Below are 12,806 nucleotides of genomic sequence, written 5' to 3'. Positions count from 1 at the left end.
CGACACCCACGGCAACGTGGTGGTGGTCTCCACCCGGGACTGCTCGCTGCAGCGCCGCCACCAGAAACTGGTCGAGGAGGCCCCCGCCCCCTACCTGAGCCAGGCGCAGCTGGCGGAGCTGTACCGGGCCTCCAAGGCCATCCTGAAGGAGGCCGGCTACGTCGGCGCCGGCACCTGCGAGTTTTTGGTCGGCCAGGACGGCACCATCTCGTTTCTGGAGGTCAACACCCGCCTGCAGGTCGAGCACCCGGTCACCGAGGAGGTCGCCGGCATCGACCTGGTGCGCGAGATGTTCCGCATCGCCGACGGCGAGCCACTCGGCTACGACGACCCTCCTCTGCGCGGGCACTCCCTCGAGTTCCGCATCAACGGCGAGGACCCGGGCCGAGGCTTCCTGCCCGCGCCGGGCACGGTGACGCGCTTCGAGGCGCCCACCGGGCCCGGGGTGCGGCTGGACGCGGGCGTGGAGGCCGGCAGTGTGATCGGCCCGGCCTGGGACTCGCTGCTGGCCAAGCTGATCGTCACCGGCCGCACCCGCCAAGAGGCCCTGGAGCGGGCCGCGCGGGCCCTGGAGGAGTTCCGCATCGAGGGCATGGCCACCGCGCTGCCCTTCCACCGCAAGGTGGTGCGCGACCCCGCCTTCGCCCCCGAAGTCCACGGTTCCGAGGGCCCGTTCCGTGTGCACACCCGCTGGATCGAGACCGAGTTCACCAACGACATCCCGCCCTTCGCCGCACCCGCCGAGCCGGCCGAGACGGAGGCGGAGGCCGGCCGGGAGACGGTCGTGGTCGAGGTCGGCGGCAAGCGCCTGGAGGTCTCCCTGCCCGCCTCCCTGGGCATGTCCCTGGCCCGCACCGGGCTGGCCGCCGGCGCCAAGCCCAAGCGGCGCGCCGCGAAAAAGTCCGGCCCGGCCGCCTCCGGCGACACCCTCGCCTCCCCCATGCAGGGCACCATCGTCAAGGTCGCCGTCGAGGAGGGCCAGCAGGTCAAGGAGGGCGACCTCATCGTCGTGCTGGAGGCGATGAAGATGGAACAGCCCCTCAACGCCCACAAGTCCGGCACCGTCAAGGGCCTGACCGCCACCGTCGGCGCCGCCATCAGCTCCGGCGCCGCCCTCTGTGAAATCAAGGACTGAGTTTCCGACGGCCCCATCCCGATCAGCCCTATCCCGATCGGCCCCATCCCGACGGCATTACCCCGGCGGCATTACTTCCGGCGGTCTTCCCCCCGACGGCCTTACCGGCCGGCCATACCGGCCGGCCTTACGGGCCGGAATTCCCCCCGCACCGGTGAGGGCGATCCGCCGCGGCACCACCGCGCCGCCCGGACCATTCCTCCCACGCTGTCGGTCCGCGATCGGCACCGGAGAGAAAAGGACATTCCGAGGAAAGGAATCATGGCCAAGGAGAGGCACATGGACGCCGAAGTGATAGTCGTGGGCGCGGGACCGACCGGCATGATGCTGGCGGGTGAACTGCGCCTGGCCGGTGTCGACGTGATCGTCCTGGAACGGCTGGAGCGGCGCACGGGCGAGTCCCGGGGCCTGGGCTTCACGGCACGCACCATGGAGGTGTTCGACCAGCGCGGGCTGCTGCCCCGGTTCGGGGAGATCGAGATCAGCAACCAGGGTCACTTCGGCGGCCTGCCGGTCGACTTCGGGGTGCTGGACGGCGCCCACCAGGCCGCCAAGACCATTCCCCAGTCGCAGACCGAGACGGTGCTGGAGGAGTGGGTCACCGAGCTGGGCGGTGACATCCGGCGCGGCCACGAGGTCGTCGCCGTCAAGGACGAGGACGACTCGGTCACCGTCGAGGCCCGCGGTCCGCAGGGCTTGGAGCGGTTCACGGCGCCGTACCTGGTGGGCTGCGACGGCGGCCGGAGCACGGTGCGCAAGGCGGCCGGGTTCGACTTCCCCGGCACGGCGGCGACGATGGAGATGTTCCTGGCCGACGTCAGGGGCCTCGACCTCGAACCGCGGATGATCGGTGAGACCCTGCCCGGCGGCATGATCATGGTCGGGCATCTGCCGGGCGGCATCACCCGGCTCATCGTGTGCGAGCGCGGCACGCCTCCCCGGCGCCGCACCGCGCCGCCGCGGTACGACGAGGTGGCCGCCGCGTGGAAGCGGCTGACCGGCGTGGACATCGCGCACGGCGAGCCGGTGTGGGTCAGCTCCTTCGGCGACGCCACCCGCCAGGTCACCGAGTACGTGCGCGGCCGGGTGATCCTCGCCGGGGACGCCGCGCACATCCACCTGCCGGCCGGTGGGCAGGGCATGAACACCGGCATCCAGGACGCGGTCAACCTCGGCTGGAAACTCGCCGCCGTGGTGCGCGGCCGGGCCCCGGAGAGCCTGCTGGAGACCTACCACGAGGAACGTCACCAGGTCGGCCGGCGGCTGCTGATGAACACCCAGGCGCAGGGCCTGCTCTTCCTCAGCGGCCCGGAGATGCAGCCCCTGCGCGACGTGATGTCGGAGCTCATCCGGTACCCGGAGGTCAGCCGTCACCTGGCCGCCATGGTCAGCGGTCTGGAGATCCACTACGACGTCGGCGGCGGCACCAACCCGCTGCTCGGCCGCCGTATGCCGCACGTCGACCTGGTCCGCCCCGACGGCACCCCGACCGGCAGCACGCAGGCCCTGCACCCGGCGCGCGGCGTCCTGCTGGACCTGGAGGACAACGCGGTGCTGCGCCGGCGGACGGCCGGCTGGCGGGACCGGGTCGACGTCCTCACCGCGGCGCCGCGGGACGCGCGGGCGGTGGAGCGGCTGGCCGGCTGTTCGGCCGTGCTGGTCCGCCCGGACGGCTACGTCGCCTGGGCCGCGCCCGGCAGCCACGGCGACCTGCCCATGGCCCTGGAGCGCTGGTTCGGCCCCGCGCTGTGACGTCCGCGCGGTGACGTCCGCGCGGTGACGCCTGCGCTGTGACGCCCGCGCGGTGCCCGCGGCACACCGTCGTGCCCGCGGCGCACCGCGGGGTGACCGGTACGGCCGGAACCGGTCGCGAGCCGTGACGGAACCGGTCGTGAGTCGTGAGGAGACAAGGAACATGCACAGCACGCTGATCGTGGCCCGGATGGAACCCGGCTCGGCGCCCGAGGTGGCCGAGTTGTTCGCCGAGTTCGACCGGACCGACATGCCGCACCGGATGGGCACCCGGCGCCGCCAGTTGTTCCACTTCCGGGGCCTGTACTTCCATCTGCAGGACTTCGACTCCGACGACGGCGGCAGCCGTATCGAGGAGGCCAAGCTGGACCCGCGGTTCGTGCGGATCAGCGAGGACCTCAAGCCGTACATCGAGGCCTACGACCCGGCGACCTGGCGCTCGCCCAAGGACGCCATGGCCACCCGCTTCTACCACTGGGAGGCGTCGGCGTGACGGCACGTCGGGTGGTCATCACGGGCATCGGTGTCGTCGCGCCCGGCGGCATCGGTGTGAAGAACTTCTGGAACCTGCTCAGCGAGGGACGCACCGCGACCCGCGGCATCACCTTCTTCGACCCCTCCCAGTTCCGCTCCCGGGTGGCGGCCGAGATCGACTTCGATCCGGAGGAGCACGGCCTGAGCCCGCAGGAGGTGCGGCGGATGGACCGCGCCGCGCAGCTCGCCGTCGTCGCCGCGCGGGAGGCGGTCGGCGACAGCGGGTTGGAGCTGGACGAGCTCGACCCGCATCGGGTCGGGGTCACCGTCGGCAGCGCGGTGGGCGCCACCATGGGCCTGGACTGGGAGTACCGGGTGGTGAGCGACGCCGGGCGGCTGGAGCTCGTCGACCACGAGTACGCCGTACCGCACCTGTACAACTACTTCGTGCCGAGCTCGTTCGCGGCGGAGGTGGCCTGGAGCGTGGGCGCCGAGGGGCCCACCACGGTGGTCTCCACCGGCTGCACCTCCGGCCTGGACGCGGTGTGCCACGCGGTGGAGCTGCTGCGGGAGGGCTCCGCCGACATCATGGTCGCCGGCGCCACCGACGCCCCGATCTCGCCGATCACGATGGCCTGCTTCGACGCCATCAAGGCGACCACCCCGCGCAACGACGACCCCGAGCACGCCTCGCGGCCCTTCGACGGCACCCGCAACGGCTTTGTGCTCGGCGAGGGTTCGGCGGTGTTCGTGCTGGAGGAGCTGGAGAGCGCCCGGCGGCGCGGCGCGCACGTCTACGCCGAGATCGCCGGCTACGCCTCCCGCTGCAACGCCTTCCACATGACCGGTCTCAGGCCCGACGGCGCGGAGATGGCGGAGGCGATCCGGGTGGCGCTGGACGAGGCCCGGGTCAACCCGGAGGAGATCGACTACGTCAACGCGCACGGTTCGGGCACCAAGCAGAACGACCGGCACGAGACGGCCGCGTTCAAGAAGAGCCTGGGCGAGCACGCCTACGCCGTGCCCGTCAGCTCCATCAAGTCGATGATCGGGCACTCGCTGGGCGCCATCGGCTCCATCGAGATCGCGGCCTCGGCGCTGGCGATGGAGCACCACGTGGTGCCGCCGACGGCCAACCTGCACACCCCCGACCCCGAGTGCGACCTGGACTACGTGCCGGTCACCGCCCGCGAGCACCGCACCGACGCGGTGCTGACGGTCGGCAGCGGGTTCGGCGGCTTCCAGACCGCCGTGGTCCTCACCCGTGCCGAGAGGAGGGCGGCATGAGCCCGATCGCGGTGATCACCGGCCTGGGCGTCGCCGCGCCCAACGGGCTGGGCGTCAAGGAGTTCTGGACGGCCACGCTGCGCGGCGAGAGCGGCATCGGCCGCATCGAGCGGTTCGACGCGTCCCGCTATCCGGCGCGGCTCGCCGGCCAGGTGCGCGGCTTCGTCGCCGAGGAGCACCTGCCCAGCCGGCTGCTGCCGCAGACCGACCGCATGACCCGGCTGGCCCTGGTGGCCGCGGACTGGGCCCTTGAGGACGCCGGGGTGCGGCCCGACGAACTGCCCCCGTACGACATGGGGGTGGTCACGGCCAGCTCCTGCGGCGGCTTCGAGTTCGGCCAGAACGAGCTGCGCAACCTGTGGAGCAAGGGCAGCCAGTACGTCAGCGCCTACCAGTCGTTCGCCTGGTTCTACGCCGTCAACAGCGGGCAGATCTCCATCCGCAACGGCATGAAGGGCCCCAGCGGCGTGGTGGTCAGCGACCAGGCCGGCGGTCTGGACGCCGTGGCCCAGGCCCGCCGGCAGATCCGGCGCGGCACCCCGCTGATCGTCTCCGGCAGCGTCGACGCCTCGATCTGCCCGTGGGGCTGGGTGGCCCAGCTGGCCGGCGGCCGGCTCAGCACCAGCGAGGACCCCGCCCGCGCCTACGTGCCGTTCGACGCCCGGGCGTGCGGGCACGTCCCCGGCGAGGGCGGCGCGATCCTCGTCGTGGAGGACGCCGAGGCGGCCCGGCGGCGCGGCGCGCGGCCCTACGGCGAGATCGCCGGCTACGGGAGCACCTTCGACCCCCGTCCGGACAGCGGACGCGAGCGCGGCCTGAGGCGGGCGATCGAACTGGCGCTGGCCGACGCGGGGATCGACGCCGGGGACGTGGACGTGGTGTTCGCCGACGCGGCGGCCCTGCCGGCGGAGGACCGCGCCGAGGCGGAGGCCCTCACCGCCGTGTTCGGCACCCGGGGCGTGCCCGTCACCGCGCCCAAGACGATGACCGGGCGGCTGTACTCGGGGGCGGCGCCGCTGGACCTGGCCGCGGCCGTCCTGTCGCTCGCCGACGGGCAGATCCCGCCCACCGTCAACGTCCGGCCGGTCGCCGACTACGGCCTGGACCTGGTCACCGGCGCGCCGCGCCCCGCCGAGCTGCGCACCGCGCTGGTGCTGGCCCGCGGCCACGGCGGCTTCAACTCGGCCATGGTCGTCCGGGCCGCCGCCTGACCGGGCGCGCCCCCGCCCCGCGGCCCCGGGCTCCTGGCCCCGGCTCGTCATCTCTCCCCGGCGCCACGCAGCGCCGACGCAACGGAACAGAGCGGAACGCGACGCGGCGGAACCCGGCGCGACGCGACGCACACGCAACGGAAACGGAGTACACGACCGTGCAGTTCACCCTCGACGACCTCAAGCGCATCCTCCTCGAGAGCGCCGGCGCCGACGAGAGCGTCGACCTCGACGGCGACATCCTGGACCGGCGCTGGGACGAACTCGGCTACGAGTCGCTGGCCCTGCTGGAGACCGGCAGCCGCATCGAGCGCGAGTACGGCGTCTCGTTCGACGAGACGGCGGTCACCGAGGCGGAGACGCCGCGCGCCCTGCTGGAGATCGTCAACGCGCAGCTCGGCGCCTCCACCGCGGCCTGACCCCGCCGACTCCGTCCGGGGCCGGTGGCCCGGCACCCGCATCACCGGCCCCGGGCGGTCCCCCGGCACGTTCCTTCCCGTCCCTTCCCGTCCCTTCTCGTCTCTTCCCGTCCCTTCTCGTTTCTTCCCGTCCGCACCGCACACAGCCCGGAGAAGCCATGAGCGAGCACACCCCGCGAGTCGCCGTCGTCACCGGAGCCACCAGCGGCATCGGCCTGGCCGTCGCCAGGGCCCTGGGCGCCCGGGGCCACCGCGTGTATCTCGGCGCCCGCACGGCGGAGAACGTCGCCACCACCGTCAAGCAGCTCCGCGAGGAGGGCCTGACGGTCGACGGCAGCCCGGTGGACGTCCGCGACGGCGCCGCCATCCGGCGGTTCGTCCAGGCCGCCGTCGACGCCTTCGGCACCATCGACATCCTCGTCAACAACGCGGGCCGCTCCGGTGGCGGCGTGACCGCCGACATCGCCGACGAGCTGTGGGACGACGTCATCGACACCAACCTCAACAGCGTCTTCCGCATGACCCGCGAGGTCCTCAACACCGGCGGCCTGCGCGAGAAGACGTGGGGCCGCATCATCAACATCGCCTCCACCGCGGGCAAGCAGGGCGTCGTCCTGGGCGCCCCCTACTCCGCCTCCAAGCACGGCGTGGTCGGCTTCACCAAGGCCCTCGGCAACGAACTCGCCCCCACCGGCATCACCGTCAACGCCGTCTGCCCCGGCTACGTCGAGACGCCGATGGCGCAGCGGGTGCGGGCCGGGTACGCCGCCGCCTACCACACCACCGAGGAGGCCATCCTCGAGAAGTTCACGGCGAAGATCCCGCTCGGCCGCTACTCCACGCCCGAGGAGGTCGCCGGCCTCGTCGCCTACCTCGCCTCCGACACCGCCGCCTCCATCACCTCGCAGGCCCTGAACGTCTGCGGCGGCCTGGGCAACTTCTGACCCCCGGGCCGACCGGGCTGCTTCCGATTCCTCCGAGGAGACCCTGTCATGACGACGCGTCAGGTCGAGCACGAGATCACCGCCGAGGCCCCCGCCGCCACCGTCTACCGGCTGATCGCCGAGGTGGAGAACTGGCCCCGGATCTTCCCGCCCACCCTCTACGTCGACCACCTCGAGCGCGGCGCCGGCGAGGAGCGCATCCGCATCTGGGCCACCGCCAACGGCGAGGCCAAGAGCTGGACCTCGCGCCGTACCCTGGACCCGGACCACCTGCGGATCACCTTCCGCCAGGAGGTGTCCGCCCCGCCGGTCGCCGCCATGGGCGGCACCTGGATCATCGAGCCGCTGTCGGACACCCGGTCCCGGATCCGGCTGCTGCACGACTACCGGGCGGTCGACGACGACCCCGACGGCCTGCGGTGGATCGACGAGGCCGTCGACCGCAACTCCCGCTCCGAGCTGGCCGCGCTGAAGGAGAACGTCGAACTCGCCCACGGCGCCGGGGACATCGCGTTCTCCTTCGAGGACACCGTGCACATCGCCGGCTCCGCCAAGGACGTCTACGACTTCGTCAACGACGCCCACCTGTGGCAGGAGCGGCTGCCGCACGTGGCCCGCGTCCGGTTCGAGGAGCCCACCCCGGGCCTGCAGGTTTTGGAGATGGACACCCGCGCCAAGGACGGCTCCACGCACACCACCAAGTCCTACCGGGTGGCCTTCCCGCACCACCGCATCGCCTACAAGCAGGTCACGCTGCCCGCGCTGATGACTCTGCACACCGGGATCTGGACGTTCACCGAGCAGGAGGGGGGCGTCGCCGCGACCTCGCAGCACACCGTGGTGCTGAACACCGGCAACATCGCCAAGGTGCTGGGGCCCGAGGCCACCGTCGCCGACGCCCGCGCCTACGTCCAGGGCGCGCTGAGCACCAACAGCCGCGCCACCCTGAACCACGCCAAGGACTACGCCGAGAACAGGCGCTGACCATGACCGGGGACACGCTGGACACCGACGTCGTCGTGGTCGGCGCGGGCCCCGTCGGGCTCATGCTCGCCGGGGAGCTGCGCACCGGGGGCGCGCGGGTGACCGTACTGGAGCGGCTGGCGCGGCCCACCACCGAATCGCGGGCCTCGACCCTGCACGCCCGCACCATGGAACTGCTGGACGCACGGGGCCTGCTGGCGAGGTTCGGGGAGCTGCCCCACGACGTGTGGGGCCATTTCGGCGGCATCCCGCTGGACCTGACGCTGCCGGGTCCGTACCCGGGGCAGTGGAAGGTGCCGCAGACCCGCACCGAGGCGATCCTCGCCGAGTGGGCCGTGGCACTCGGCGCCGAAATTCGGCGCGGTCACGAGGTGACCGGCCTGACGGAGCGTCAGGACGAGGTGGAGGTCGAGGCGGTGCGGCCCGGCGGCACGGTGCGGCTGCGCGCCCGGTACGTGGTGGGCTGCGACGGCGAGCACAGCACCGTGCGCCGCCTGGCCGGCATCGACTTCCCCGGGCACGACGCCGTACGGGAGCTGATCCGCGCCGACGTGGCCGGCGTCGACATCCCCGACCGGCGCTTCGAGCGGCTGGAGCGGGGGCTGGCGATCGCCGCCCGCCGCGGCGACGGCGTGACCCGGGTGATGGTCCACGCCTACGGGCGCGCGCCGCGGCCCCGCGTCGGCGCACCGGAGTTCGCCGAGGTGTGCGAGGTGTGGCGGCACGTCACCGGGGAGGACATCGGCGGCGGCACCCCGCTGTGGGTCAACGCCTTCGGCGATGCCTCCCGGCTGGCCGCCCGTTACCGCGCGGGCCGGGTCCTGCTCGCCGGGGACGCCGCCCACCAGCAGATGCCGGTCGGCGGCCAGGCCCTCAACCTGGGACTGCAGGACGCCGTCAACCTGGGCTGGAAGCTGGCCGCCGTGGTGCGGGGCCGGGCCCCGGAGAGCCTGCTGGACACCTACCACGGCGAGCGGCACGCCGTCGGGGCCCGGGTGCTGCGGGGCATCGAGGCACAGACGACCCTGCTGCTGGGCGGCCCCGAGGTGGAGGCGATGCGGTCGGTGCTGGCCGAACTGCGCGGCCACGAGCGGGTGCGGCGCCACCTCGCCGGGACCATCAGCGGCCTGGATGTCCGCTACGACCTCGGCGCGGACGGCCATCCGCAGCTCGGCGCCCGGCTGCGGCCCGCCGCGCTCGTCACCGACCGCGGCCCCACGACGACCACCGCGCTGCTGCGCTCGGGGCGCGGGCTGCTGCTGGACCTCACGGGCGACGCCGCCCGCCACGCCGGGCTGCGCCGGGAGTGCGGGCCCTGGCTGGACCGAGTGGACCTGGTGGCGGCCGAGCCGGACGCGCGGGAGGCGTCCCCGGAGCGGGACGCGTTCCCGGTGCGCCCCGACGACCACGTCGAGCGGGACGTGTTCCCGGTGCGGGCTGACGGCCCCGTCGAGCGGGACGTGTTCCTGGTGCGGCCCGACGGCCACGTCGTCTGGACGGCGTCCGCGTGCGGGCCCGCGGGGCCGGCCGACGCGCTCAGGACGTGGTTCGGCCCGCCGGCGACCGCGCCGCAGACGTCCGGGGCCCGCCTCCCAGCGCATCCGCAGACGTCCGGGGCCCGCCTCCCAGCGCATCCGCGGACGTCCGGGGCCCGCCTCCCGGCGCGCCCGCACCCGTCCCCCGCCGGGCACCGCACCGACCGCGACCGCACGGCCGAGCACCACCGAGGAGAAGGAGGAGACACGCAGATGGGCAGGCTGACGGGCAAGACGGCGCTGGTCACCGGGGCCAGCCGGGGCATCGGCCGGGCGATCGCCGTCCGGCTGGCCGCCGAGGGCGCCCTGGTCGCCGTCCACTACGGCACCCACCGGGACGCGGCCGAGGAGGTCGTCGCGGCCGTCGAGAAGGACGGCGGCCGGGCCTTCGCCGTGCGGGCGGAACTCGGCGTCCCCGGCGACGTCCACGAACTGTTCCTGGGGCTGGAGCAGGGGCTGAAGGAGCGCACCGGGTCGACCGACCTGAACATCCTGGTCAACAACGCGGGCCGGATGGGCGGCGTCCCGGTGGAGAAGATGACGCCGGAGGAGTTCGACCGGCTGTTCGCGGTCAACGCCAAGGCGCCGTTCTTCCTCATCCAGCGCGCCCTGGCGAACCTCACCGCGGGCGGCCGGATCATCAACATCTCCTCCGGGCTGACCCGTTTCGCCAACCCGGACGAGATCGCCTACGCGATGACCAAGGGCGCCGTGGAGCAGCTCGCCCTGCACTTCGCCAAGGTGCTGGCGCCGCGCGGCATCACCATCAACAGCGTCGCGCCCGGCATCACCCGCAACGGCAACCCGCTGTTCGACGTGCCCGAGGCGGTCGAGCAGATGGCCCGGCTGTCGGCGTTCAACCGGGTCGGCGAGCCGGAGGACATCGCCGACGTGGTGGCCTTCCTCGCCTCCGACGACAGCCGCTGGGTCACCGGCGCCTTCCTCGACGCCACCGGCGGCACCCTGCTCGGCTGACCGGCCCGCCACCGGCGGCACCCTGCTCGCCGCCGACGGCACCCGGCTCGGCCGACCGCCCGCGGCCGACCGCGCCCGGCCGCGCCCGCCCGCCGTCCGGTCGCGGCCGGCCGGGCCCCCTCGCCCCCGTCACCCCTGTTTCGGAGCCCTCCGTGAAACCCTCGACGCACGCCACGGCCGTCGCCCCGGACCCGGCGTCCCGGTCCTGGGACGCCGGACGGTGGGGCCTGCTGCTGGTCCTGGCCGGCAACATGCTGATCGACTCCCTGGAGGTGTCGACCGCGATGGTCGCGCTGCCGTCCATCGGCCGCGACCTCGACCTGCCGCTGACGGTCCTTCAGGGCGTCGTCACCGGCTTCGCCCTGGGGTTCGGCGCGCTGCTGCTGTTCGGCGCCCGCGTGGTGGAACGGCTCGGCCGGCGGCGGGTGTACCTGTCGGCGCTGCTGGGTTTCGCCGCCGCGTCCGTGGCCGGCGGACTGGCCGGCGGGCCCGTCCTGCTCATCGCCTGCCGGGTGGTGAAGGGGTTCTGCGCCGCGCTCACCGCGCCGACCGGCCTGACCATCGTCACCACGGCCTTCCCCGAGGGCCGCGCGCGGTCCCGGGCGGTCTCGGTCTACGCGTCCGTCGGCGCCTGCGGGTTCACCGGCGGCCTCGTGCTGTCCGGACTGCTGACCGGGTCCGACTGGCGCTGGACCTTCCTCTTCCCGGCTCCGGTGGTGCTGGTCCTGTTCGTCTTCGGCCTGCGCCTGATCCCGGCCGGCGAGCCCGGCGCGGCGGCCCGCCCCTGCGACCTGGCCGGCGCGGCGGCGCTGACCGGCTGCCTGGCGGCCCTGGTGACCGGCGTCGTCCAGGTGCCCGGACACGGCTGGGGCAGCCCGCTCGCCGTCGGCGCGTTCGCGGCCGCCGCCGCGCTGCTGGGCGTCTTCCTGCTGGTGGAGCGCACGGCCGCCGACCCGCTGTTCCGCCCGGGGCTGCTGGCCCGCCCGGACCTGGCCCGGGCGGTGCTGGGCGCCGTCGCGCTCAACGGCTCGTACCTGGGGCTGCTGCTGGTGGCCACGTTCCACCTGCAGGTCACCGAGGGCTGGTCGCCGGCGCGCACGGCGTTCGCCCTGCTGCCGGCGAGCCTGCCGCTGGCGGTGACCGCGCCCCTGTCCGGGCGGCTGATCGAACGGTTCGGCACCCGCCGGCTGATCGCCCTGGGCGCCCCGGCCCCGGTGCTCGGCCACCTGCTCTACCTGCGGGCGCTCACCCCGCACCCCGCGTACGCCACCGACGTCCTGCCGACCATGCTGCTGATCGGCGCCGGCTTCGCGCTGGGCTTCACCGCCCTGAACGTGCAGGCCGCGTCCGCCGTGCCGGCCGCGGACCGGGCGGCGGCCACCGGCCACTACCAGACCGCGGTGCAGACGGCCGCCGTCCTCGCGCCCGCGCTGGTCGCGGCGCTGCTGGCGGCGCACGGCGCGCCGGACGCGCCCGCCGCGGGCTACCGGCCCGCGGTGTGGCTGGTCGTCGCGCTCGGGGCGCTGGGCCCGGTGGCGGCGCTGGCCCGCCCGGTGCGCCGCTCCGCCGCCGGCCGGGCCGCCGAGCCGGGCCCGACCGCCCGGCCGTGACCCGCGCCCGGCCCTCCGGCGTCCGCGCCCCGGCCTCCGTACCCGCACCCGCGTCCCACCCGTGACCCGCACACGCGTCTTTTCCGTGACCCGCATCCACCCGTCTCCCGGCGCGGCCCCGCGGCCCTTCGCGCCGGACGAGAACCACAGGAGTTGCACATCACCATGACCACAGCGACCTCCCGCCCCGTCGCCGCCCCGCTGCCCGACGGCCTGACGGAACTCGCGCAGATCAAGGAACAGGTGCTCCAGGGCCCCGACCCGGCCGCCACCGAACGGCAGCACGCCAAGGGCAAGCTGACGGCGCGCGAGCGGATCGGCCTGCTGCTGGACCCCGGGTCCTTCCACGAGGTGGAGCCGCTGCGGCGGCACCGGGCCACCGGCTTCGGTCTGGAGGCCAAGCGCCCCTACACCGACGGTGTGGTCACCGGCTGGGGCACGGTGGAGGGCCGCACGGTCTTCGTCTACGCGCACGACTTC

General features: G+C 74.0%; 10 protein-coding genes and 1 pseudogene. All 11 read left to right on the top strand.

The features are described 5' to 3' along the window. A partial coding sequence (locus tag IE225_RS31910) for an ATP-binding protein (protein WP_190061157.1) occupies positions 1 to 1,135 on the top strand: 1,135 nt, incomplete at its 5' end. 279 nt (positions 1,136 to 1,414) lie between these two features. Next, positions 1,415 to 2,887: an FAD-dependent monooxygenase gene (locus IE225_RS31905; RefSeq protein WP_190061159.1), complete on the top strand. Its 1,473-nt coding sequence runs from the start codon at positions 1,415 to 1,417 to the stop codon at positions 2,885 to 2,887. A gap of 163 nt (positions 2,888 to 3,050) precedes the next feature. Next, positions 3,051 to 3,380 (top strand): TcmI family type II polyketide cyclase, encoded by a 330-nt coding sequence (locus tag IE225_RS31900; RefSeq protein WP_190061156.1) that lies wholly within the window; start codon positions 3,051 to 3,053, stop codon positions 3,378 to 3,380. After that, on the top strand, positions 3,377 to 4,648 hold the full coding sequence (locus IE225_RS31895; RefSeq protein WP_190061155.1) for a beta-ketoacyl-[acyl-carrier-protein] synthase family protein: 1,272 nt from the start codon (positions 3,377 to 3,379) through the stop codon (positions 4,646 to 4,648). Before IE225_RS31900 ends, IE225_RS31895 begins: the two co-directional genes overlap by 4 nt. After that, positions 4,645 to 5,859 carry a ketosynthase chain-length factor gene (locus IE225_RS31890; RefSeq protein WP_190061154.1) on the top strand — a complete coding sequence of 405 codons (1,215 nt, stop codon included), beginning with the start codon at positions 4,645 to 4,647 and terminating at the stop codon, positions 5,857 to 5,859. Before IE225_RS31895 ends, IE225_RS31890 begins: the two co-directional genes overlap by 4 nt. Positions 5,860 to 6,017: 158 nt before the next feature. Continuing rightward, positions 6,018 to 6,278, top strand: a complete 261-nt coding sequence (locus IE225_RS31885) for an acyl carrier protein (RefSeq protein WP_190061153.1) — start codon at positions 6,018 to 6,020, stop codon at positions 6,276 to 6,278. 158 nt (positions 6,279 to 6,436) lie between these two features. Then, positions 6,437 to 7,222, top strand: a complete 786-nt coding sequence (fabG, locus tag IE225_RS31880; protein ID WP_190061152.1) for a 3-oxoacyl-ACP reductase FabG — start codon at positions 6,437 to 6,439, stop codon at positions 7,220 to 7,222. Between the two features lie 48 nt (positions 7,223 to 7,270). Further along, the gene (locus tag IE225_RS31875; protein ID WP_190061151.1) at positions 7,271 to 8,206 is read left to right on the top strand and encodes an aromatase/cyclase; all 936 of its coding nucleotides are present in this window, start codon (positions 7,271 to 7,273) and stop codon (positions 8,204 to 8,206) included. Further along, a pseudogene (locus tag IE225_RS33925) lies at positions 8,158 to 10,716 on the top strand (SDR family oxidoreductase); the annotation flags it as partial. The gene IE225_RS31875 and the pseudogene IE225_RS33925, both read left to right, overlap by 49 nt. 152 nt (positions 10,717 to 10,868) lie before the next feature. Further along, entirely contained in the window at positions 10,869 to 12,326 is a 1,458-nt protein-coding gene (locus tag IE225_RS31865) for an MFS transporter (protein ID WP_229880198.1), read from the top strand. A gap of 165 nt (positions 12,327 to 12,491) precedes the next feature. Next, on the top strand, positions 12,492 to 12,806 hold a 315-nt coding region (locus IE225_RS31860), incomplete at its 3' end, for a carboxyl transferase domain-containing protein (protein WP_308432577.1).

The sequence above is a fragment of the Streptomyces echinoruber genome (assembly GCF_014651135.1).
Taxonomy (GTDB): Bacteria; Actinomycetota; Actinomycetes; order Streptomycetales; family Streptomycetaceae; genus Streptomyces; species Streptomyces echinoruber.
The sequence above is the reverse complement of the archived record's forward strand: the minus strand, read 5'-3'. Positions and strand labels throughout refer to the sequence as shown.

What these genes read in the sequence shown, in the direction of transcription:
- IE225_RS31905 (WP_190061159.1), top strand. Translation starts at nt 1,415, where the DNA reads ATGGACGCCGAAGTGATAGTCGTGGGCGCGGGACCGACCGGCATGATG.
- IE225_RS31900 (WP_190061156.1), top strand. Translation starts at nt 3,051, where the DNA reads ATGCACAGCACGCTGATCGTGGCCCGGATGGAACCCGGCTCGGCGCCC.
- IE225_RS31890 (WP_190061154.1), top strand. Translation starts at nt 4,645, where the DNA reads ATGAGCCCGATCGCGGTGATCACCGGCCTGGGCGTCGCCGCGCCCAAC.
- fabG (WP_190061152.1), top strand. Translation starts at nt 6,437, where the DNA reads ATGAGCGAGCACACCCCGCGAGTCGCCGTCGTCACCGGAGCCACCAGC.
- IE225_RS31875 (WP_190061151.1), top strand. Translation starts at nt 7,271, where the DNA reads ATGACGACGCGTCAGGTCGAGCACGAGATCACCGCCGAGGCCCCCGCC.